18 protein-coding genes are annotated in these 19,791 nt (G+C 71.4%); 5 read left to right on the top strand and 13 right to left on the bottom strand.

Features of this window, described 5'->3' with window-relative positions; all coding sequences use genetic code 11:
• The first annotated feature begins 6 nt into the window (after positions 1-6).
• Both FAF44_RS11600 and FAF44_RS11595 read left to right on the top strand, forming a co-directional pair.
• Positions 7-2,478 (top strand): ADP-ribosyltransferase, encoded by a 2,472-nt coding sequence (locus FAF44_RS11600; RefSeq protein WP_237103087.1) that lies wholly within the window; start codon positions 7-9, stop codon positions 2,476-2,478.
• 16 nt (positions 2,479-2,494) lie between these two features.
• On the top strand, positions 2,495-2,866 hold the full coding sequence (locus FAF44_RS11595) for a hypothetical protein (protein WP_237103086.1): 372 nt from the start codon (positions 2,495-2,497) through the stop codon (positions 2,864-2,866).
• A 7-nt stretch (positions 2,867-2,873) separates the two neighbouring features.
• Here the strand turns inward: FAF44_RS11595 and FAF44_RS11590 are convergent, their stop codons facing one another.
• From FAF44_RS11590 to FAF44_RS54610, 4 genes are all read right to left on the bottom strand, one after another.
• Positions 2,874-3,827 (bottom strand): isopenicillin N synthase family oxygenase, encoded by a 954-nt coding sequence (locus FAF44_RS11590; protein WP_237103085.1) that lies wholly within the window; start codon positions 3,825-3,827, stop codon positions 2,874-2,876.
• Between the two features lie 269 nt (positions 3,828-4,096).
• Entirely contained in the window at positions 4,097-5,485 is a 1,389-nt protein-coding gene (locus FAF44_RS54620) for a glycoside hydrolase family 16 protein (RefSeq protein ID WP_272894376.1), read from the bottom strand.
• Between the two features lie 218 nt (positions 5,486-5,703).
• Positions 5,704-6,426 (bottom strand): DUF5941 domain-containing protein, encoded by a 723-nt coding sequence (locus FAF44_RS54615; RefSeq protein ID WP_272894375.1) that lies wholly within the window; start codon positions 6,424-6,426, stop codon positions 5,704-5,706.
• Positions 6,423-7,973 carry a CDP-alcohol phosphatidyltransferase family protein gene (locus FAF44_RS54610; RefSeq protein ID WP_272894374.1) on the bottom strand — a complete coding sequence of 517 codons (1,551 nt, stop codon included), beginning with the start codon at positions 7,971-7,973 and terminating at the stop codon, positions 6,423-6,425. The genes FAF44_RS54615 and FAF44_RS54610 overlap by 4 nt, the downstream gene beginning before the upstream one ends.
• Positions 7,974-8,124: 151 nt before the next feature.
• On the opposite strand from FAF44_RS54610, the gene recO reads away from it, so the two are divergent.
• Positions 8,125-8,859 carry a DNA repair protein RecO gene (gene recO, locus FAF44_RS11570; RefSeq protein ID WP_237103084.1) on the top strand — a complete coding sequence of 245 codons (735 nt, stop codon included), beginning with the start codon at positions 8,125-8,127 and terminating at the stop codon, positions 8,857-8,859.
• Positions 8,802-9,629: an isoprenyl transferase gene (locus FAF44_RS11565; protein WP_237103083.1), complete on the top strand. Its 828-nt coding sequence runs from the start codon at positions 8,802-8,804 to the stop codon at positions 9,627-9,629. Before recO ends, FAF44_RS11565 begins: the two co-directional genes overlap by 58 nt.
• Before the next feature lie 135 nt (positions 9,630-9,764).
• On the opposite strand, the gene FAF44_RS11560 is transcribed toward FAF44_RS11565, so the two are convergent.
• Complete coding sequence (locus tag FAF44_RS11560) at positions 9,765-10,295, bottom strand: CGNR zinc finger domain-containing protein (protein WP_237103082.1); 531 nt, start codon at positions 10,293-10,295, stop codon at positions 9,765-9,767.
• An 88-nt stretch (positions 10,296-10,383) separates the two neighbouring features.
• Here FAF44_RS11560 and FAF44_RS11555 point away from each other — a divergent pair, with 88 nt between their 5' ends.
• A complete protein-coding gene (locus FAF44_RS11555) occupies positions 10,384-11,313 on the top strand; it encodes a DMT family transporter (RefSeq protein ID WP_237103081.1) in 930 nt (309 codons plus the stop codon).
• On the opposite strand, the gene FAF44_RS11550 is transcribed toward FAF44_RS11555, so the two are convergent.
• From FAF44_RS11550 to FAF44_RS11515, 8 genes are all read right to left on the bottom strand, one after another.
• Positions 11,244-11,642, bottom strand: a complete 399-nt coding sequence (locus tag FAF44_RS11550; protein ID WP_237103080.1) for a Fur family transcriptional regulator — start codon at positions 11,640-11,642, stop codon at positions 11,244-11,246. The genes FAF44_RS11555 and FAF44_RS11550 overlap by 70 nt on opposite strands.
• On the bottom strand, positions 11,639-12,511 hold the full coding sequence (locus tag FAF44_RS11545; RefSeq protein WP_237103120.1) for a metal ABC transporter permease: 873 nt from the start codon (positions 12,509-12,511) through the stop codon (positions 11,639-11,641). Before FAF44_RS11545 ends, FAF44_RS11550 begins: the two co-directional genes overlap by 4 nt.
• Positions 12,511-13,302, bottom strand: a complete 792-nt coding sequence (locus FAF44_RS11540; RefSeq protein WP_237103079.1) for a metal ABC transporter ATP-binding protein — start codon at positions 13,300-13,302, stop codon at positions 12,511-12,513. The genes FAF44_RS11545 and FAF44_RS11540 overlap by 1 nt, the downstream gene beginning before the upstream one ends.
• Complete coding sequence (locus FAF44_RS11535) at positions 13,299-14,240, bottom strand: metal ABC transporter substrate-binding protein (protein WP_237103078.1); 942 nt, start codon at positions 14,238-14,240, stop codon at positions 13,299-13,301. The genes FAF44_RS11540 and FAF44_RS11535 overlap by 4 nt, the downstream gene beginning before the upstream one ends.
• Positions 14,241-14,349: 109 nt before the next feature.
• Positions 14,350-15,222: a formate dehydrogenase accessory sulfurtransferase FdhD gene (gene fdhD / locus FAF44_RS11530; RefSeq protein WP_237103077.1), complete on the bottom strand. Its 873-nt coding sequence runs from the start codon at positions 15,220-15,222 to the stop codon at positions 14,350-14,352.
• Entirely contained in the window at positions 15,215-16,057 is an 843-nt protein-coding gene (locus tag FAF44_RS11525) for a 2Fe-2S iron-sulfur cluster-binding protein (protein ID WP_237103076.1), read from the bottom strand. Before FAF44_RS11525 ends, fdhD begins: the two co-directional genes overlap by 8 nt.
• Positions 16,054-17,862, bottom strand: a complete 1,809-nt coding sequence (locus FAF44_RS11520) for an NAD(P)H-dependent oxidoreductase subunit E (protein WP_237103075.1) — start codon at positions 17,860-17,862, stop codon at positions 16,054-16,056. Before FAF44_RS11520 ends, FAF44_RS11525 begins: the two co-directional genes overlap by 4 nt.
• Before the next feature lie 4 nt (positions 17,863-17,866).
• Positions 17,867-19,768: a molybdopterin oxidoreductase family protein gene (locus FAF44_RS11515; protein WP_237103074.1), complete on the bottom strand. Its 1,902-nt coding sequence runs from the start codon at positions 19,766-19,768 to the stop codon at positions 17,867-17,869.
• Positions 19,769-19,791 lie beyond the last annotated feature (23 nt).

Raw genomic sequence — 19,791 nt, 5'->3', positions numbered from 1 at the left:
GCCCCTTTGGGGTTCGACGGCTTCCTGGTGCCCGACTGGGCCAAACCGTACGTGGGCTACGCCGTCGGCATGGACTGGCCCGAAGGTGACGAGGACGGCTGCTTCCGGCTGGCCGACCTGTGCGTCGCCACCGCCACGAAGGTCGGCGCGCGAGCCGGGCTGGACGACTACCTCGGGATCGGCGAGAGCTGGGACGGCGACGCGCTGGAGGCGTTCCTCGGGCACGTCCGGCTCACCGCCGACCCGGCTCTGACGCAGCTCGTCGAGGAGCTCGTCGACACCGCCGTCGGCCTCAACGAGCTGGGCGTCCAGGTCCAGTACGTGAAACGGATGATCGAGGTCTCGGTCTGGTTCCTGATCTTCCAGATCGGCTGGCTGCTGGCCATGGCGTTCGGGCCGTGGGGCGGGCTGTCCTTCGCCCTGATCGGGAGCCGGGTGCAACTGGCCCGGCTGACCATCGCCCAGCTCGGCAAACGGCTGCTCATCAACGTCGGCCTGTTCGGCGTGCTGCTCGCCGGCATGGACGCGATCGTGCAGGCCACCCAGGACCGGCGGGACCACCTCGATTGGGAGCAGCTCATGACGTCCGCCGGCACCGGCGCCACGCTGGGAGCCTTCCTGACGCTGTTCACCGGGCTCGCGCCCGCCAGGTCGATGTGGGGGCTGATGGGCCGCTCCGGGCTGGCCGGCGGGGCGAGCGACCTGTTCGGCCAGCTCCTCGCCGGGGAGCCGCTCGACGCGGACCGGCTGCTGAAGAGCTTCACCTCGGGCGTCCTGGGCGGCGCGGACGCGCAGTGGGCGAGCTGGTCACCCGGCGCGCACCACCTCGACGACGGCTCCGGTCCTGGCGGCCCCGGCTCCGGCGGTTCCGGCGACGGCCCCTCCGCGAGCGCGGACCACACCGCGCCCACCTTGGAGCCGGCCACCTCGAAGGCGGCGCCGTCGGAGTCAGCCACGTCGCTGTCGGCCATGTCGGAGTCGGCCACGTCATCGCCGGCCACGAAGCCGTCGTCCACGACGGCCGCGCACGCCGGGCAGGCCACGGTCCACGACTTGTCCGGCACGGGAAACGCTCAGGAGATCATCCCCACCAAGCAGAACAGCAGCGTCGACGAGCTGATCAACAAGTCACCGGACCCGCCCGCCGCCCCCAAGCCGGGCCAGACCGGGCCCGCCGGGGCGCATCCGGCGGACCCGTCCGCCGCCGCGCGCGAGGAGGCGAGCCCGTTTCAGATCCTCGACGACACCGGCATCCCGGGCGACGGGTACACGCCGTCCGGGCTGTGGGGCAGGTACGGCGCCGCGGGGGTGCTGATCCAGACCCTCGATGCCGAGGGGCGGCCGCGCTATCTCCTGATGCAGCAGGGCGAGATGGACTACCTCTCGAACGCGGGGCGCTGGCAGTTGCCCGGTGGCGCGCTCGACAGCCTGGAGAGCCCCACCCAGGGCGCCGCCCGCGAGATCAGCGAGGAACTCGGCGTCAACCAGGACTACCTGGACCGGCTTGAGCTGGTCGGCGCGCTCCCGATCGAGATCGAGCCGGGCTGGACGTACACCAATCTGGCCGCCAGGGGCGAGAAGTTCACGGCGAAGCTCGACCCGTACGAGGTGAGCTCGGCCAAATGGTTCACCGCCGGCGAACTGGCCGGGATGGCGAACGAGGGCTCGTTGCATCCCGCCCTGGCGGAGGCCCTGCCCGAGCTGCTGTCCCTTTACGACGGCGATGCCCACCCCAGCGGGCGGACCGCACCTTCGAGCCTCGCCGACCTCGGCCTCCATTCCGCGACCCCGCCGCCCCTCACCGGACTCGCCGCCGAGGCGAACGGCCCGTTCACCGGACCCCTGCGCAGGAGCGACTCGGGCCTGCTGTACGTCGCCCCCGCTCCGCACGTCCCCTTGGACGCGCCCTTCGGCGCCCGCGCGGTCGAGGGCTCCTTCGGCGAGGCGATCTGGGCCGACGTGATCGGCAACGTGTCCGGGAAGGAGGCCCGGTCGATCACGCGTTACGCCGGCGACCACTACACGGAGATCAACGGCCTGCTGCGGGAGTTCGGCGGTCTGCCTCCTGAGAGGGTGATGAGGCGGCCCGGGGTGCGGTTGCTGGTCGCCGACATCCTGAACCTCGACAACGTCGTGAGCCGTCAGCCGGTGCCGGTGTCGATCGACGTGGTCCGCGGCCTGTTCGGGGTGGAGATCGTCTTCAGCGTGCCCGTGGAAGAGCTGCCGGGCACCGTGCAGACGGACCCCGCCTTCTTCTCGACCGGCCTCCAGAAGAATCCGAACCTCGAGCACGACGCCATGCTGCGCCTGCGGGTGCCCGAGGGCACGCCCGCCATGTACGCGGCCCCGTTCAGCGAATATTCGTGGGAAGTGGAGCTGCTACTGGGCAGGGGTGTTTCGTACTTCGTCGAGGACGTGCGGATGCAGGATGGAATCTGGCAGATCTTCGGATGGGTTCTGCCGAGAGGTGCCGGGTGACGGAGGAGAGGCGGACATGTCGCTGAAGGACCAGCCCCGGTTCCGGACCGTGCGGAGTCCGGAGAGTTACGAGCGGACGACGTCCGGGGCCGTCCGCTACGTTCCCGTGCTCATGGGCGAGGCCGTCGTCGGTTACCTGTGGGCCGCGGTCGCGGGTGACGCGGCCGGATTCGTCCGGCGGGAGAGTGGCGGGGACGTCGCCGCCAACGCCGCCGTCGCGTGGGTGCGGCGGCTGCGCTGGGCGAAGGCGGGCGGCCTGACCCCCGTGCGGGCGCTGCGGCACTGGGCCGGGCAGGACGAGGACGAGCGGGCGGGCCGGGTGCCCGCGGACGCGGAGTCGGAGCTGCCCGCCCTCCGGGAGCTTCAGGACCTGGCCGCCGCGGAGTGAGGCGGCCTCACAGCCGCTGCTCCCTGAACAGGTGCGGGAAGACCTTGGAGACCTTGGACAGCAGGTACTCGCCGTAGGTGCCGGTGAAGTCCACCTGGCCGTCCCAGCGGCGTCCGGGCGCGTAGGGGAGGGGCGGGACCTCGCTGTCCCAGCCGGGGTCGAAGAAGAACGGGAAGCTGAGGCGCTCGTTGCCGCTGCGGTTGCGGACGCGGTGCGGCGTCGAGCGGTACCGGCCGCCGGTGAGCTTGTCGAGCATGTCGCCGATGTTGCACACGAACGTGCCCGCGATCGGGGGCGCGTCGATCCAGCCCTCCTCGGCGCGGACCTGGAGGCCGCCGTTGCCGTCCTGGAGCAGCAGGGTCAGCAGGCCGTAGTCGGTGTGCTCGCCGACGCCCCAGGTGTCGGGGTCGTCGGCCTGGCCCGGCGGATAGTGAAATATCCGGAAAAGGATGGTGGGGTGGGCCGTGTAGCTCGTACGGAAGTAGTCCTCCGGCAGTTCCAGGCTCAGCGCGATCCCGCCCATCACCGCCTGCCCGACGTCCGTCATCCGGCGAAGGTAGTCCAGCACCGCCTCCCGCAGCTCGGGCACCTGGGCGGGGAAGAGGTTCGGCCCGTGCAGGGGCGTAGTCCCCGGCGGCTGCTCGGCCCCGAAGTAGACGCCCTCCTTCAGGTCGGGCCGTCCCGAGGTCAGCTCGCCGCCTACCGGGAAGAACCCGCGCCAGGCCCGGCCGCCCCGTTCCATCGAGATCTCGTTCTTGGCCTGCTCCGGCAGCGCGAAGAAGCGCCGGCTCGCGGCGTCGAGCCGCTCGACGAGCGCCTGTGGCACGCCGTGGCCCGAGACGTAGAAGAACCCGTTGTCGCGGCAGGCCGCGCCGATCGCGTCCGCGACGGCCTGCTTCCCGACGCCCGCCGCGCCCGCGACGAGGAGCGGGGCGATGTCGATCACCGGCAATTCGCTCACCACACCATTGTCGCCCGGGACACCCACAACCGGACGGGGCCCCGCGCGGGGGCTGCGGGCCGGACGAGGCGAGCACGGAAGACTCCGCCACGAGGGGCTGCCGCGAGGGGCTGCGGCGAGGAACCGTCGCGAGGCCGCCCCAAGGCCGGCGCGAGGTTGTGGCGCAAGGCCGCCGTGAGGGCGTCGTGAGGGCGGCGTCGGACGTGGGCGGGACCGGGCGGAGACGCCTCCCGCCCGGGCCCGTCAGGACGCCGCCGAGCCGTGCCGGCTCAGGACGTCGCGAACGTGAACCAGTTGACGTTGACGAAGTCGGCCGGCTGGCCGGAGGAGAAGGTCAGGTACACGGTGTGCGTGCCCGTCACGCCCGAGATGTTCGCCGGCACCGTGCGCCAGCTCTGCCACCCGCCCGTGTTCGAGAGCGCGAAGTCGCCGATCGGCGTGGCCGTCGGGCTGTCGAGGCGGACCTGTACCAGACCGCCCACGCCGGCCCCGGCACCCGAGGCGACCCGGGCCCGGAACTGCGTGGCGGCCGTCGAGCCGAAGTTGACGCCGTCGTAGCGCAGCCAGTCGCCGTTGGCGATCGCCCCGACGTTCTGGCCGCCGCCGCTGTCGGTGGTGGTCTCGACGATGGTGCCCGACTGCCCCTGGTAGCTCTCGGCCTGGATCGTCGAGCGGGCGTCAACGCCGCCCGGAGGGTTGGTCGGGTCGGTGCCGCCGCTGCCGCTCTGCCACACCGCCACGTAGTCGACCATCATCGGCCGCCCCGAGACGGTGGCCGCGGTCGGGGTGGAGCCGCCGAGCGCGTTGGGGAAGGCCCCGCCCATCGCCACGTTGAGCAGCAGGAAGTAGCCGGCGTGACCGGTCATGTTGGCCCAGGTCGTGGCGTCGAACTGGGACTGGGTCACGCTGTGGAACTGCTGGCCGTCCACGTACCAGCGCAGTTGGTTGGGGCTGACGCTGCGGTCCCACTCGAAGCGGTAGGTGTGGTAGGCCGCCTGGCAGGTCGAGCCGGGGCAGGCGCGGTTCGCGCCGAGGCCGGTGGTCTCGTTGCACGGCCCGCCCGGGTTGACGCCGCAGTGCAGCACGGCCCAGACCGAGTTGATGCCGTTGACGTTCTCCATGATGTCGAACTCGCCGATCGCCGGCCAGTTCCAGTAGTTCCCCCGGTACGGCGCGCCGAGCGCCCAGAACGCCGGCCAGTAGCCGAGCGCGGCCTCGCCGGTGACGTTCGGCATCTGGATGCGGCTCTCGATGCGCAGGATGCGCCCGTCGGCGGGCTTGAAGTCGGCCCGCCGGGTCTCGATGCGCGCCGAGGTCCACTCGCCCGAGGAACTCTTCAGCGGGGTGATGCGCAGGTTGCCGGAGCCGTCGAGGCTGAGGTTGGCGGTGCTGGAGGTGTAGTTCTGGACCTCGCCGGTGCCCCAGTTGGCCGGGCCGCCGGGGTAGGCGTGGCCGGTGTCGATGATCCAGTTGCTCGACGAGGGCAGGGTGTTGGCGGTGCCGTTGAAGTCGTCGGACCAGACGAGGGACCAGCCGGACGGGGTGGCGGGGACGCTGGCCGAGGCGCTGACGGCCGTCTTGACGAGCAGGCCGCTGAGCGCGACGAGCACCGCGGCGACGGCCGCCATGCGGCGCCGGCGCCGGATCGTGGTTGTCATACTCGCTCCAGGGGGGGGTACCGGAGCGCGCTGGGAGAGAGCGCTCTCTCAACGATCTGAGCACAGCGTTTACCGGCTGTCAACAAACCACACAGACGTCCAGGCGGCGCGGTGCGGGGCGTCCCGGAGAGCGCTCTCGAACGGATCCGGCGGAGAGACGCGGACGGCGCCGCACCCCCGGGGGGTGCGGCGCCGCGCGAGCGTGGGGAAAGGGCAGGCTACCCCTTCTCCGCCTCTCCGTTCGCCTGCTCCATGGCGTCCTCGGGCGAGGCCTCGAGGTCCTGCTCGGCGTCGGCGGCGGCCTGGGCGGAAGCCTTGTCCAGGCGCACCCAGCTCGTCACGCTCTCCACCGCGAACAGCACGAACAGGTAGGCCGTCAGCACCGCCAGCACCGGCGTCAGCGCGCCGAGCGCCGCGCCCACACCGATCACCAGCAGGCGCAGCTCCCAGCCGAGCCCGGCCCGGAACACCCAGGCGGGCGGCCAGATGCTCTGCCGCGTGCGGTAGACGGTGTCGTAGGTGTGGTAGCCGACGACGTACACAAGCACGAACAGCAGCCACTTCGGCGCGTCGGCCGCCAGGCCGACGGCGATGATGGTGAAGAACTCGGCCGCGCGCACCAGCGGCGGGGTGAGCCAGTCGAAGCGGCCCAGGTGGTTGCGCGGCGTCGTGGGCAGCACGAGCAGCAGCACGATGGCCACGGGAAGCAGCAGGATGGGGCCACCGGGCTCGAGCAGCCCCGTGACCGTGAGGGCGATGACGGCGAGCAGGGCCACGAGCGTGGCGGGCACGGGGGTCAGGCCGGTGCCCAGCCTGGTGGACAGGGCCTGGCCGAGCGGGCCGTCGTCGCGGTAGGCGACGATGCGGGCGGTCTGGATGCGGCGGCGTTCCTCGTCGGGGTCCGGCGTGGGGGTGGCCATGGCCTGCGGGTGGGTGATCATACGAGCGACCTCATGAGGCGTCCGGTGAGGGTGTAGGCGGCGGCGACGGAGCCCCAGATCACGAGGGTGATGAAGGTGATCCGGGCGTCGAAGAGGGCGGCGGTGATCGCGATGGCCGCGAAACGTTCGCCGATGGGGAAGACGATCATCTTACGCGCCCAGTGGACCGCACGGTACTTGCCGGCCTTCGTCCACATCTTCAGCACGCCCCTGACACCCTGGCTGCGCTGCTCCTTGCGGGTGGTCAGCTTCTGGCGCAGCTCGCGGTCGTCGGGGGCGTCGAGGGAGATCGTGGGCAGCGGGGACGGGGGCTTGCGGCGGTTGGCGGCGCCGAAGGAGAAGTCGAGCAGGTGGCGTACGGACTGCAGGCCGAGCGCGGCCAGCGCCAGGATCCAGATCTCGTCGCCGTTGCCGGAGGCGATCCAGCCGACGGCCAGGCCCGCGAAGACGACGTACTCCTTGAACCGGTCGAACGTGGCGTCCAGCCAGGCCCCCAGCACGCCGAACTTGCGGGCGTAGCGGGCGACCTGCCCGTCGACGCAGTCGAAGACGAAGGCGAAGTAGATGAGCACCCCGCCCGCCACCATCCAGGGCCGGTCGCCGGTGGCGAAGCAGGCGGCGGCGGCCACGCCGAGCAGGATCGAGATCAGCGTCACCTGGTTGGGCGTCAGCCCGCGCCGGGCGGCCCAGCGGGCGATGTAGCGGGAGTAGGTGGAGACGAAGTACGTGGTGAAGAAGCCGTCGGCGCCCTTGACCGCGTTGTTGAGCCGGGAGCGGTCTTCGTTCATGCCGGCCATCTCGGAGCCGGCCTCGTTGACCTCCTCCTGGGTGGTGACCCGGCGGTAGAACAGGTCGCGGCGGCCCCGGATGCCGACCGACACGCCGCTGCGCACCAGGCCGAACACGATGAGCTGGAGGAGGTCGTCGTCGTCGCCGAAGCGGTCGGTCATGGCGGCCAGCTCGCGGCAGGTCTGCGCCAGTGTCGGGGCGTTGCGCGCGCTGATGTGGAGCGGGCCGAGCAGCACCGCGTTGGGTCTGGTCACGGCGTGGGTCGCGGTGCCCACGGAGATCACGCGGCCCGACTTGCTGATGCGGGCGCGCACCGGCAGCCCCTCGACGCGGTTCATGCCGATCTCGGGGTCGGCCTCGTCGACGGGGATGCGCTCCTCGGTGGCACTGTCGTCGGCGGTGTTGTCCTCGGTGCCGAGTTCGCTGTCCTCCGTCACCTCCACCCGTGGCTCTTTCGCGACGAGCGCCAGCGCACCACGCTTGGTCTTGGTGATCTGGTAGATCAGCTCGTCGTGGACGACAGAGTTCTCAGGGATGATGAACAGGCTCTCCGTCGCTTGCTCGGCGACGTCGGCCAGGGCGCGCAGAGCGGTCGCCACGTTGTCCGTCGGGATGGCGGCCAGGCGCGGATCCATCGAGGTGAGCTGGCTGCGCAGCCGTTCGGACACGGTGGGATTGCCGGGAAGCGCGGCCAGCCTCAGGCCGGTCGGAGAGATGTCGGGGCCGGGCGAGGCGCCCAGCAGGACCACGCGGGTCATGACTCCCTTTCGAGGCGGTAGCGGGGGGTTGAACGACGGGTAATGCGGGGACAGACGTCAAAGTGTAGTGAGAGTGACGCAAAGTCGCGTCACCGAAGCATGACCGTAACGTCCCGTCCGCCGGTATACAGGTCGGCCGTAAGATGTGCGAGTGAGTCTCTACCGTGACGAAGGCGTGGTCCTGCGCACTCAGAAGCTCGGTGAGGCCGACCGTATCGTCACGATCCTGGCCAAGCGTACGGGCAAGATCAGGGCGGTGGCGCGCGGCGTGCGCCGCACCAAGTCGCGCTTCGGGGCCAGGCTGGAGCCGTTCACGCACGTTGACCTGCAGTTGCACACCGGCCGCACCCTCGACGTCGTCACGCAGGCCGAGACGATCAGGCCCTACGGGGAGGCGCTGACCGCCGACTACCCCCGCTACACCGCCGGCAGCGCGATGCTGGAGACCGCCGACCGGCTGACGCACGGGGAGAAGGAGCCCGCGCTGCGGCAGTTCCTGCTGCTGGTGGGCGGGCTGCGCACGCTCGCCGACCGCGATCACGAGGCCCGGCTGATCCTCGACGCCTACTTCCTGCGCTCCCTGGCCGTGGCGGGTTACGCCCCGGCCCTGGAGGCGTGCGCGAAGTGCCAGGCGCCGGCGATCAGGGCGTTCGCCATCGTGGCGGGCGGCGTGGTGTGCGGGGCGTGCAAGCCGGCCGGCTCGGCCGTGCCCGCGGCCGAGACGATCGGGCTCATGACGGCGCTGCTGCGCGGCGACTGGGCCGTCGCCGACTCTTCGGAGTCACGCCATCGCAGTGAGTGCAGCGGCCTGGTCGCGGCGTATCTGCAATGGCACCTCGAACACGGAATACGCTCTCTCCGACACGTCGAAAGGGAGCCCGCGTGAACGTACGTCCTCCGTCCCCGCACCCGTCGGGGGCGACCCCGCCGGCCATTCCGCGCGAGCTGGTGCCCCGGCACGTCGCGATCGTCATGGACGGCAACGGCCGCTGGGCCAAGTCCAGGGGCCTGCCCCGCACCGAGGGGCACAAGGCGGGGGAGTCCTCGCTGTTCGACGTCATCGAGGGGGCCATCGAGCTGGGCGTCCCCTACCTGAGCGCGTACGCGTTCTCGACCGAGAACTGGAAGCGCTCGCCCGACGAGGTGCGCTTCCTGATGGGCTTCAACCGCGACGTGATCCGGCGGCGGCGCGACGAGCTCAACGCCATGGGCGTGCGCGTGCGCTGGGCGGGCCGGCCGGGGCGGTTGTGGAAGAGCGTCATCTCCGAGCTGCAGACGGCCGAGGAGATGACGGTGGCCAACCGGACACTCACGTTGCAGTTCTGTGTCAATTACGGCGGTCAGGCCGAGATCGTGGACGCGGCGCTCAAACTGGCCGCGGACATCGCGGCCGGGCGGGTCAAGCCGGGCAAGGTCAACGAGAAGGTGTTCGGCCGCTATCTCGACGAGCCGGACATCCCGGCGGTCGACCTGTTCCTGCGCTCGTCGGGGGAGCAGCGCTTCTCCAACTTCCTGCTGTGGCAGTCGGCCTACGCCGAGATGGTGTTCCTCGACCGGCTGTGGCCCGACTTCGACCGGCGCGACCTGTGGGAGGCGTGCGAGGTCTACGCCAAGCGCGACAGGCGCTACGGCGGAGCCATTCCGAACAAGGTCTGACCGCCGTGGCGGCCCTGCTGAGGGGGTTGACCCTGCTGCCGTCGCGACTTCGGCGGCTGAGCGCGGCTGAGCGTGGTTGAGCGCGGTTGGAGTGCTCTCGGGGACGTCCTGGCGGGGGTGGTCAGGCGGGGGTGGTCAGGCGCGGCGGCGGGCGCGGTAGGCGGCCACGTGCATGCGGTTGCCGCAGGTGCGGCTGTCGCAGTAGACGCGGGAGCGGTTGCGGGACTCGTCCACGAAGACGCGGTCGCAGTCGGGGGCCGAGCAGGTGCGCAGGCGTTCGGCCTCGCCCTCGACCAGCAGGTGGGCCAGGGCCACCCCGCAGTCGGCCGCCACGTGCTCGGCAAGGGTGGCGTCGGCGGCGTGGTAGTGCACGTGCAGGGCGTGGCCGTCGTGCTCGGTCAGGCGGGGGGTGATGCGGGTCTCGCCCAGGAGACCGTTGAGAGTGTGCACCGCCGTGTGCGGGTCGGGGGCGGTGAAGACGCGGTGGAACGCCTCCCGCACGATGCGCACCTGGCCCAGATCGCGGGACGTGAGCGTGCTGACGCCGCTGATCTTGTGGGATTCCACGAACGCCTGCAGCTCCGCCAGGCTGGACAGGCCCTCCTCGCCGCCGGTGGAAGGCGAGGTGTTGACCAGTTCGACAACGGTGGCGAGAGAATGCACCATGTCATGGCCAAACGGCATGTTGACTCCTGTCCGCGCCGGGTTCTAGCGTGGTCGCAGCGTATCTCTTGTGCGGGGTTCGGGGGTTTCCATGAGCGCACATCGCCGTATCGTGCTGATCGCGATCGCCGGCGCGCTGATCATCTCCACCTCCGCCCCGCTGGTCCGGTTATCCGGTGTATCGCCGGCCACCTCCGCGCTGTTCCGCTGCGCGTACGCGGTGCCGCCCATGCTGCTGCTGGCCTGGATGGAGCGGCGCAGGCTGGGGCCCCTGCCGCGCAGGGCCGTGCTGACGAGCTGGCTCGCGGGCGTGGTGTTCGCGCTCGACCTGCTGCTCTGGCACCACGCGATCGACTTCGTGGGCGCGGGGCTGGCGACCGTGCTGGGCAACCTCCAGGTGTTCATCGTGGCGTTCGCGGCCTGGGCGCTGTTCAAGGAGCGGCCCTCCACGCCGCTGATGATCGCCGCGCCGGTCGTGTTCGCCGGGGTCGTGCTGATCTCCGGGGTGTTCGACGACGCCGCCTACGGCAGCGATCCGCTGATGGGCGTGCTCGCCGGGGTGGCGACGTCCCTGGCGTACGCGGCGTACCTGCTGCTGCTGAAGGGCGGCTCCGCACGGGCCGCGGGGCCGCTGGCGCACGCGACCGTGGTGGCCACGGTGGCCATCGCGCTGCTCAGCCCCGTGTTCGGCGGCGCGGACTTCGTGCCCGTCTGGCCGGCCCACGGGTGGTTGCTGCTGCTCGCGCTGGGGCCGCAGGTGATCGGGTGGTCGCTGATCACGTACTCGCTGCCCCGCCAGCCGGCGGCGCTCACCGCGCTGCTGCTGCTCGTGCAGCCCATGACCACGGTGGCGATCTCCACGGTGGCGCTCGGCGAGCGGCCCTCGTCGGTGCAGCTCGCCGGATGCGCGGTGATCGTGCTGGGCGTCTTGTACGGCTCCCGCCGCGCGGCTCAGCCCGTGCCGGCCGGGACCGGGCAGGACGAGCAGGACGCGCAGGTGCCGAAGACCTCGACCGTGTGAGTGATCTCGGTGAACCCGTGCTCACTGCCCACCGCCTCGGCCCAGCGTTCGACGGCCGGGCCCGCCACCTCCACGGTGCGCCCGCATCTGCGGCACACCAGATGGTGGTGATGGGTGTCGGTCTCGCACGCGCGGTAGACCGACTCTCCGTCGTCGGTGCGCAGCACGTCGACCTGGCCCTTGTCGGCCAGGGCCTGCAACGCCCGGTAGACGGTGGTCAGCCCGATCTTCGCTCCGTGCAGGCGCATCTCGGCATAGACGTCCTGCGCGCTGCGGAATCCCTCGCTCTGGCGGAGAGTGTCGTGCACTGCATCGCGCCTTGTGGTCATGCGACCTCCTCGACGCGCAGCTTTGGTCGCTCGCTCAATGTCGACTCCTGGGTACGTCCTCGGCGTACGAATTTACCGACACCGAGGGCCAGGACGAAGCCGGCGAGCGCAAGAAGCACGATCGCGGCGCCCGGCGGGACCCTGGAGGAGTAGGTGGAGGCGAGCAGACCGCCCACGGAGGCGAGCACGCCGAACACCATGGCCAGCCCCATCGTGGTGCGGAAACCGCGGGTGAGCTGCTGGCTGGTGGCCACCGGGATCACCATCAGCGCGCTGACGAGCAGCAGGCCGACCACCCGCATGGCGATGACGACGGTGAGCGCCGCGGTGACGGCGATGAGCAGGCTCAGGAAGCGCACGGGCAGGCCGCTGGCCCTGGCCATCTCCTCGTCCTGGCAGAGCACGAACAGCTCCCTGCCGAAGATCAGGACGACCGCGATGACGGCGGCGGCCAGCGCGCCGATGACCCAGATGTCCTCGACGGTGACGCTGGCGATGGCGCCGAACAGGTAGGAGTTGAGCTTGGCGTTGCTGCCGCCGGGCGCGATGGCCATGAGCAGCACGCCGCCCGCGATGCCGCCGTAGAACATCAGCGCGAGCGCCACGTCGCCGCTGGTGCGCCCGCGCGCCCTGACCAGCTCGATGGCGACGGCCCCGGCGATCGACACGAGCACGGCGGTGAGCACGGGGGCGGTGCCGGTCAGGAAGCCCAGCGCCACGCCGGTCAGCGCCACGTGCCCGATGCCGTCGCCCAGCAGCGAGAGCCGGCGCTGCACGATGAACGTGCCGACGGCCGGCGCGCAGAGCCCCACCAGCAGCGCCGCGACCAGCGCGAGCTGGAACAGCTCCTCCTGAAGAAGTTCGACGATCAACTCGGTTCTCCCTGCCACCCGGTGAGCGGGCCCGCGACGGGGCTGGTGACGTGCTCCGGCGCGTGCGGGTGCTGGTGCTCGTGGCCGGGTCGGGCGCAGTCGCCCTCCGGGCGGGGCGGCCGGCCGTCGTGGGCGACGCGGCCCTCGCGGATCACCACGCCGCGTGTGATGACCGGTTCGAGCGGGCCCAGCTCGTGCGCCACCAGGACCACGGTCTTGCCCGCGCCGACCAGCCCGGACAGCGTGTCGGCGAGCAGCCGCTGGGTCTCGGCGTCCACGCCGGCGGTGGGCTCGTCCATCACGTACGTGTCGGGCTCGCCGGCCAGCGCGCGGGCGATGAGCACCCGCTGCTGCTGCCCCCCTGACAGTGACTGCACGGGGTCGCCCGCCCTGTCGGCGAGCCGGACGGCCTCCAGGGCGTCGGACACGGCGGCCCGGTCGGCCGCGCTGGTCCGGCGCAGCCTGCTCTGCCTGGCGATCCGGCCCGAGGCGACGACCTCGCGGACGGTGGCGGGCACGCCGCCGCCGACCTGGAGCCGCTGCGGCACGTAGCCGATGCGCCACCAGTCGCGGAACCGCGCGGGCGGCCTGCCGTACACGAGGGTCTGGCCGCCGGTCAGCGGGGTGAGGCCGAGCAGCGCGCGCACCAGCGTCGACTTGCCCGAGCCGTTGGCGCCCAGGAGGGCGACGACCTCACCGGGACGGACGGTCAGGTCGATCCCCCGGAGGACGGGCTTGCCCTCATAGGAGACCCGGCCACCGGTCATCGCGAAGGCCGTTTCGCTCATGCTGTACACCCCAGTGCTGTTTGTATGGTTTTGAGGTTATCGCGCATGGCGGACAGATAATCGCCGGAGGGCTTGCTCTCCAGCGGGTCGAGCACGGCGGTCTTGGCCCCGACCTGGCTCGCGAGCACCTCGGCCACCTTGGGGCTGACCAGGGACTCGGTGAAGATCGTGGTGACGCCCTCGGCCTTGGCCAGCTTGGCCACCTCCGACAGGCGGGCGGGCGACGGCTCGGTCTCGGGGTCGAGCGTGATGCCGACCTGCTTGAGCCGGTACCGGTCGGCCAGGTAGCCGAACGCCTCGTGCGCGGTCACCAGCGTCTTGGTCGCGCACGTGCTCAGGGCCTGGGTGAACTCCTGGTCGAGCGCGCCGAGCGTGGCGGCCGTCTTGGCGGCGCGGTCCTGGTAGCCCTGGGCGTGCGCGGGGTCGGCGGCGGCCAGGCGCTCGCCGAGCTTGGTGGCGACGGTGGCCAGGCGGGAGGGGTCGAGCCAGAGGTGCGGGTCGTAGGGGAGCTCCTCGTGCCCGTGCTCCTCCTCGCCTTCCTCGTGCCCGTGCTCGCCCGCCGGGATCGTGGTGACGGCGGTGGCGGCGTCGAAGCTCGTGTCCGGCTCGACGGCCTCGTCCACGGCCGGCTGGATGCCCTTGATGTAGACGGTCAGCGCGGCGTTCCTGATGTCGGTGACCTGCTGGATGCCCAGCTCCACGTCGTGCGGCTCGACGCCGGGCGCGGTCACGGTCGTCACCTGCGCGTCGGGGCCCCCGATCTGCTCGGTCAGCCACTGCAACGGGTAGAACGCGGCGACGACCTCGGGCTTCTCGCCGGTGGCGGCGCCCGGCCCGGCAGCGGTCTCGGCGGAGCCGGAGCCGCAGGCCGAAGCGGTGAGCAGAGTGGCTCCGACCAGCAGACCGGCAGCGGACGACCGGGAAAATCCTGACATCATGGGAGTCAGTATGCGCCAAAATGAAAACGGTTGTCAAAATCCGGCCGGACGGGTGCGGAGGGATGCCGACGGCGGCTGGGGGCCAGGCGCGCCGTGCGGCATCCCGTCATCACCCCGGTGATCGTGCGCCGGCAGAGCCGTTGCCGGAGCCCGGGGTGACGTCTTCCCGCGCGCCCAGCCGCCGCTCGCCCGTGTAGACGTTCATGGAGTTCCCGCGCAGGAAACCGATGAGCGTCAGCCCCTGCTCCTCGGCCAGATCGACCGCGAGCGAGGACGGCGCCGAGACGGCGGCGAGCACCGGCACACCACCCATGACCGCCTTCTGCACCAGCTCGAACGAGGCCCGCCCCGACACCATGAGCACGGTGCCGCGCAGCGGCAGCCGCCCGGCGCGCAGCGCCCAGCCGAGCAGCTTGTCCACGGCGTTGTGGCGGCCCACGTCCTCGCGTACGCACAAGGGCTCGCCGTCGGCCGTGAACAGGCCGGCCGCGTGCAGGCCCCCGGTCCGGTCGAAGACCCGCTGGGCCGCGCGCAGCCGGTCCGGCAGAGCCGCGACGGTGGACTGCGCCAGCTCGACCGGGTCGTCGCCGGAGCGCCAGCGGGCCACGGTGCGCACCGCCTCCAGCGACGCCTTCCCGCAGACGCCGCACGAGGAGGTGGTGTAGAAGTTGCGCGGCTCGGGGGCGGGCACGCCGGGGGCGAGCCGCACGTCGAGCACGTTGTAGGTGTTCCCGCCGTCCACGGTCGCGCCCGCGCAGTAGCGGATCGTGGAGATCTCCTCCGCCGCGGCCACGGCCCCCTCGCTGACCAGGAACCCGGCGGCCAGGTCGAAGTCGTCGCCCGGCGTGCGCATGGTCACGGTCAGCGGGGTGCCGTCGAGCCGGATCTCCAGCGGCTCCTCGGCGGCCAGTGAGTCGATCTTGCGCATTCTGGAGGCGTCCTGCACGCGCAGGATGCGCTTCTTGACGGCGACCCTAGACATATCCGTACCCGAAGCGCCCCTTCACGCAGAGGTTGCCCTTCGTGACCGGGTTGTCGTGCGGCGAGGACACCTTGACGATCTTGTTGTCCTGCACGTGCAGGGTCAGGTTGCAGCCGACCCCGCAGTAGCTGCAGATCGTCGTGGTCTCCGTCTGCTTCGTCTCGTCCCAGGTGCCCTCCGCCCGCATGTCGAACTCGGTCTTGAACGACAGCGCGCCCGTCGGGCAGACCTCGACGCAGTTGCCGCAGTAGACGCAGGCCGAGTCGGTGAGCGGGGCGTCGAACTCCGTGGAGATCTCCGAGTCGAAGCCCCGGCCCGCGACGGAGATGGCGAAGGAGTTCTGCCACTGGTCGCCGCAGGCGTCCACGCACTTGTAGCACAGGATGCACTTGGCGTAGTCGCGGACGTACAGGTCGTTGTCCACCTTGGCGGGCTGCTCGACCGTGGCCGCGGTGTCGCCGAACCTGGCGGGCTCGGCGCCGTACTCCTCGCTCCACTCGGCCGCGCGCGGCGTCGTGGACAGGTCGACCGAGGAGCCGAGCAGTTCCAGCACGACCTTGCGGCTCTGCCGGGCCCGCTCGGTGTCGGTGCCGACCTTCATGCCGGCCTCGGCCTTCCTGGAGCAGGCCGGGGCCAGCGTCCTGGCGCCCTCCACCTCCACGACGCAGACCCGGCAGGCGTTCTTCGGGGTGAGCGTGTCGCCGTAGCAGAGGGTCGGGATGTCCTTGCCGGCCACGTGGCAGGCGTCGAGGATCGTCGAGCCCTCCGGCACCCGTACGCCCTCGCCGTCGATCTGGACGTCGATGAGCCGGCGGGGCGGCTGCAGCGGGATCATTTGCTGAACACTCCCAGACGGTCGATGGCCGATTCGACGGCGTTCCAGGCGGTCTGCCCGAGGCCGCAGATGGAGGCGTCGCGCATGGTCTGCCCGACCTCGCGCAACAGCACCAGGTCGCGGTCGTCGACCCGGTTCGACAGGCGGTGCAGGGCCTCCTCCTGGCGTACGGTGCCCACCCGGCAGGGCACGCACTGGCCGCAGGACTCGTCACGGAAGAACTCCGCGATGCGCAGCAGCAGCCCCTTCAGGTCCACCGTGTCGTCGATGACGAGCACCACACCGGAGCCGAGCGTCGCGCCCGCGTTCCTGGTGCCCTCGAACGTGAGCGGGATGTCCAGGTCCGTGACGAACGCGCCCGCCGCGCCGCCGAGCAGCACCGCCCGGGTCGTGCCGGTCGTGCCGGTCGCCTCCAGCAACTCGCGCAGGGTCGCGCCGAACGTCAGCTCGTAGACGCCCGGTCTCTCGACCGCGCCCGAGACGCAGAACAGCTTGGGCTCGGCCGCCACGTACGCCTGCGCCCCGCGCTCCAGGATCGGCAGCACGTTCACCAGCGTCTCGACGTTGTTGACCACGGTCGGCTTGCCGAACAGGCCCTTCTCCACCGGGAAGGGCGGCTTGCTGCGCGGCTCGCCGCGCCGCCCCTCGATGGAGTTGAAGATCGCGGTCTCCTCGCCGCAGATGTACGCGCCCGCACCCCTGCGCAGCTCGATGTCGAACGACAGGCCCTTGCCGAGGATGTCGTCGCCGAGCAGCCCCCGGGAGCGGGCGGTCGCGATCGCGTGCAGCAGGCGGGCGGTCGCCCTCGGGTACTCGCCCCTGATGTAGAGGTAGCCCTTCGTGCAGCCGGTGGCGTAGGCGGCGATCGTCATCGCCTCCACCAGCGCGTACGGGTCGCCCTCCATCACGACCCGGTCCTTGAACGTGCCCGGCTCGCTCTCGTCGGCGTTGCACACCAGGTAGTGCGGGCGGTCGGGCTGGCGGGCGGTGGCGTCCCACTTGCGGCCGGTGGGGAAGGCGGCGCCGCCCCTGCCGACCAGGCCGGACTCCAGGACCTCGCGGATCACCCCGGCGGGGCCGAGCTCGAAGGCCCGGCGCAGCGCGGTGTAGCCGCCGGCCGCCCGGTAGTCGTCCAGGCTGGCCGGATCGACGACGCCGATCCGGCGCAGCAGGACCAGATCGGGGCTGCCGGCCTGGGGCACCGCCTCCCCGACGGGGGTCTCGCCGGCGACCTCGAGGCTGGGCGCGTGCCCGTTGGCGCTCGGGACCACGCCGGTGATGGTGGTGATCGTGTCGGGGGTGGCGGGGGCGTACACCTCGGCGCGGTGCGGGCGGCCGGCCTGCAGGGCGAGGGCGGCCGGGGCCCGCTCGCACAGGCCCAGGCAGGGGCTCTCCTGCCAGTCCGTGCCCGGCGGGCCGAAGCGCTCCTCGGCCCGGTCGCGTACCGCCTGCCCGCCCTTGGACTGGCAGGCCAGGTCGGTGCACACGTGCAGCACCCGTTCGGGCCTGGGCTTCACGGAGAACAGCGAGTAGAACGTGGCCACCCCGTACGCCTCGGCCGGCGGGACGGTCAGCCGGCGGCAGATGTACTCCAGCGCCCCCTCGCTGATCCAGCCCACCCGGTCGTTGACCGCGTGCAACGCGGGCAGCAGCAGGTCGCGGGCGGCCTCGGAACGGGCGGCCATCCGCAGGTCGAGGTCGGTGCGCGAGCCGCCGACCCAGGCGGTGGCGGGCGGCCCGAGCAGGTCGTCCACGGCCGCGCGCTCCTCCTGTGACGGCTCGGCGCCGCGGAATCTCAGATCCATCCGTTCACCCGGCCTTGACGAGCTTCTCGACGCGTACGGCGGCGGCCTTGAACTCGGCCGTGCCCGCGATCGGGCAGGTGGCCTCGATCGTTAGGGAGTTGGTGTCCACCTCGTCGGGGAAGTGGAACGTCATGAACACCAGGCCGGGACGCAGCCCGGGATCGATGTAGACCGGGGCCACCACCGAGCCGCGCCGCGAGCTGATCCGCACGTCCTCGCCCGCCGCCAGGCCGAGCCGTTCGGCGTCCTCGGGGCACATCTCGATCGTCTCGCCGCGCCGCAGCGGCGAGGCGAACCCGGACGACTGCACCCCGGTGTTGTAGGAGTCCAGCCGCCGCCCGGTCGTCAGGCGCAGCGGGTACTCCTCGTCCACCAGGTCCACCGGCGGCGAGTGCCGCAGCACCGCGAACGGCGCCGGCGTGCCCCGCCTGACCGGGTCGCTCTCCCAGAGCCTGCCGTGCAGGTAGGGGGGCTCCAGCTCGTCCTCGGACGGGCAGGGCCACTGGATGCCCTGCAACTCGGCCAGCCGCTGGTAGGTCATGCCCTTGTGCTGCGGCGACAGGGAACGCAGCTCGTTCCAGACCTCCTCCGCGCCGTCGTAGTGCCAGTCGTGGCCGAGCCTGCGGGCGAGCTCGCACATGATCTCGATGTCGTCGCGGGCCTCGCCCGGTGGTTCCAGGGCCTTGCGCACCCGTTGCACCCGCCGCTCGCTGTTGGTGAACGTGCCGTCCGCCTCGCACCAGGCGGCGCTGGCGGGCAGCACGACGTCGGCCATCTGCGCGGTCTTGGTGAGGAAGATGTCCTGCACGACGAGGTGGTCGAGCATGGACAGGCGTTTGATGCAGGCCAGCGAGTCGGCCTCCGACTGCACCGGGTTCTCGCCGATCATGTAGCAGGTGGTCACCTCGCCCTCGGCCATGGCCTCCAGCATCTGGGTGAGGTTGTAGCCGTAGCGGGGCTGGATCTCGCGGCCCCAGACGCTCTCGAACCGCTCGCGGATCTTCGGGTCGAGGATGTCCTGGAAGCCGGGCAGGCGGTTGGGGATGGCGCCCATGTCGCCGCCGCCCTGCACGTTGTTCTGGCCGCGCAGCGGCGACAGGCCCGAGCCGTAGCGGCCGACGTGGCCGGTCAGCAGGGACAGGTTGATCAGCGCCCGTACGTTGTCGGTGGCGTTGTGGTGCTCGGTGATGCCGAGCGTCCAGCAGAGCTGGGCGCGGTCGGCGCGGGCGTAGGCGTGGGCCAGTTCGCGGATCGCCTCCGCCGGTACCCCCGTCACCTGCTCGGCGACGGTGAGCGTCCAGGGTTCGACGCACTCCTTGAACTCCTCGAAGCCGACCGTGGCGCGCTCGATGAACGCCTCGTTGTGCAGCCCCGCGTGGATGATCTCGCGGGCCACCGCGTGGGCGAGGGGGATGTCGGTGCCCACGTTGAGCCCCAGCCACAGGTCCGCCCACTGGGCGGTGCCGGTGCGGCGCGGGTCCACCGCGAACATCCTGGCGCCGTTGTGGATGCCCTTCAGCACGTGCTGGAAGAAGATGGGGTGGGCGTTGCGGGCCGCCGATCCCCACATCACTATCACGTCGGTGTCCTCGACCTCCTGGTAGGAGGAGGTGCCGCCGCCGCTGCCGAACACCGCCGACAGGCCGGCCACGCTGGGGGCGTGACAGGTGCGGTTGCAGGAGTCCACGTTGTTGGTGCCGACGACCACGCGGGTGAACTTCTGCCCGATGTAGTTCATCTCGTTGGTGGAGCGGGCGCACGACAACATCGCGAAGCTGTCGGGGCCGTGCCGTTCTATGTTGCGGCGGAAGCCCTCTGCCGCGAGCTCCAACGCCTCCTCCCACGACGCCTTGCGCAGGACGCCGTTCTCGCGTACCAGTGGATGGGTCAGGCGGTCATAGCTCATGATCCCTCCATTCCGTATACAAT

The sequence above is a fragment of the Nonomuraea sp. MG754425 genome (genome assembly GCF_021699195.1).
In the GTDB taxonomy this organism is placed as follows: Bacteria; Actinomycetota; Actinomycetes; order Streptosporangiales; family Streptosporangiaceae; genus Nonomuraea.
This window is presented reverse-complemented; position numbering and strand designations above follow the sequence as displayed.

Excerpts from the sequence above, each read along its gene's own strand:
- FAF44_RS11595 (WP_237103086.1), top strand. The coding sequence starts at position 2,495 with ATGTCGCTGAAGGACCAGCCCCGGTTCCGGACCGTGCGGAGTCCGGAG.
- FAF44_RS54620 (WP_272894376.1), bottom strand. The coding sequence starts at position 5,485 with ATGACAACCACGATCCGGCGCCGGCGCCGCATGGCGGCCGTCGCCGCG.
- FAF44_RS54615 (WP_272894375.1), bottom strand. The coding sequence starts at position 6,426 with ATGATCACCCACCCGCAGGCCATGGCCACCCCCACGCCGGACCCCGAC.
- FAF44_RS54610 (WP_272894374.1), bottom strand. The coding sequence starts at position 7,973 with ATGACCCGCGTGGTCCTGCTGGGCGCCTCGCCCGGCCCCGACATCTCT.
- FAF44_RS11565 (WP_237103083.1), top strand. The coding sequence starts at position 8,802 with ATGGCACCTCGAACACGGAATACGCTCTCTCCGACACGTCGAAAGGGA.
- FAF44_RS11560 (WP_237103082.1), bottom strand. The coding sequence starts at position 10,295 with ATGGTGCATTCTCTCGCCACCGTTGTCGAACTGGTCAACACCTCGCCT.
- FAF44_RS11555 (WP_237103081.1), top strand. The coding sequence starts at position 10,384 with ATGAGCGCACATCGCCGTATCGTGCTGATCGCGATCGCCGGCGCGCTG.
- FAF44_RS11550 (WP_237103080.1), bottom strand. The coding sequence starts at position 11,642 with ATGACCACAAGGCGCGATGCAGTGCACGACACTCTCCGCCAGAGCGAG.
- FAF44_RS11540 (WP_237103079.1), bottom strand. The coding sequence starts at position 13,302 with ATGAGCGAAACGGCCTTCGCGATGACCGGTGGCCGGGTCTCCTATGAG.
- FAF44_RS11535 (WP_237103078.1), bottom strand. The coding sequence starts at position 14,240 with ATGATGTCAGGATTTTCCCGGTCGTCCGCTGCCGGTCTGCTGGTCGGA.
- fdhD (WP_237103077.1), bottom strand. The coding sequence starts at position 15,222 with ATGTCTAGGGTCGCCGTCAAGAAGCGCATCCTGCGCGTGCAGGACGCC.
- FAF44_RS11525 (WP_237103076.1), bottom strand. The coding sequence starts at position 16,057 with ATGATCCCGCTGCAGCCGCCCCGCCGGCTCATCGACGTCCAGATCGAC.
- FAF44_RS11520 (WP_237103075.1), bottom strand. The coding sequence starts at position 17,862 with ATGGATCTGAGATTCCGCGGCGCCGAGCCGTCACAGGAGGAGCGCGCG.
- FAF44_RS11515 (WP_237103074.1), bottom strand. The coding sequence starts at position 19,768 with ATGAGCTATGACCGCCTGACCCATCCACTGGTACGCGAGAACGGCGTC.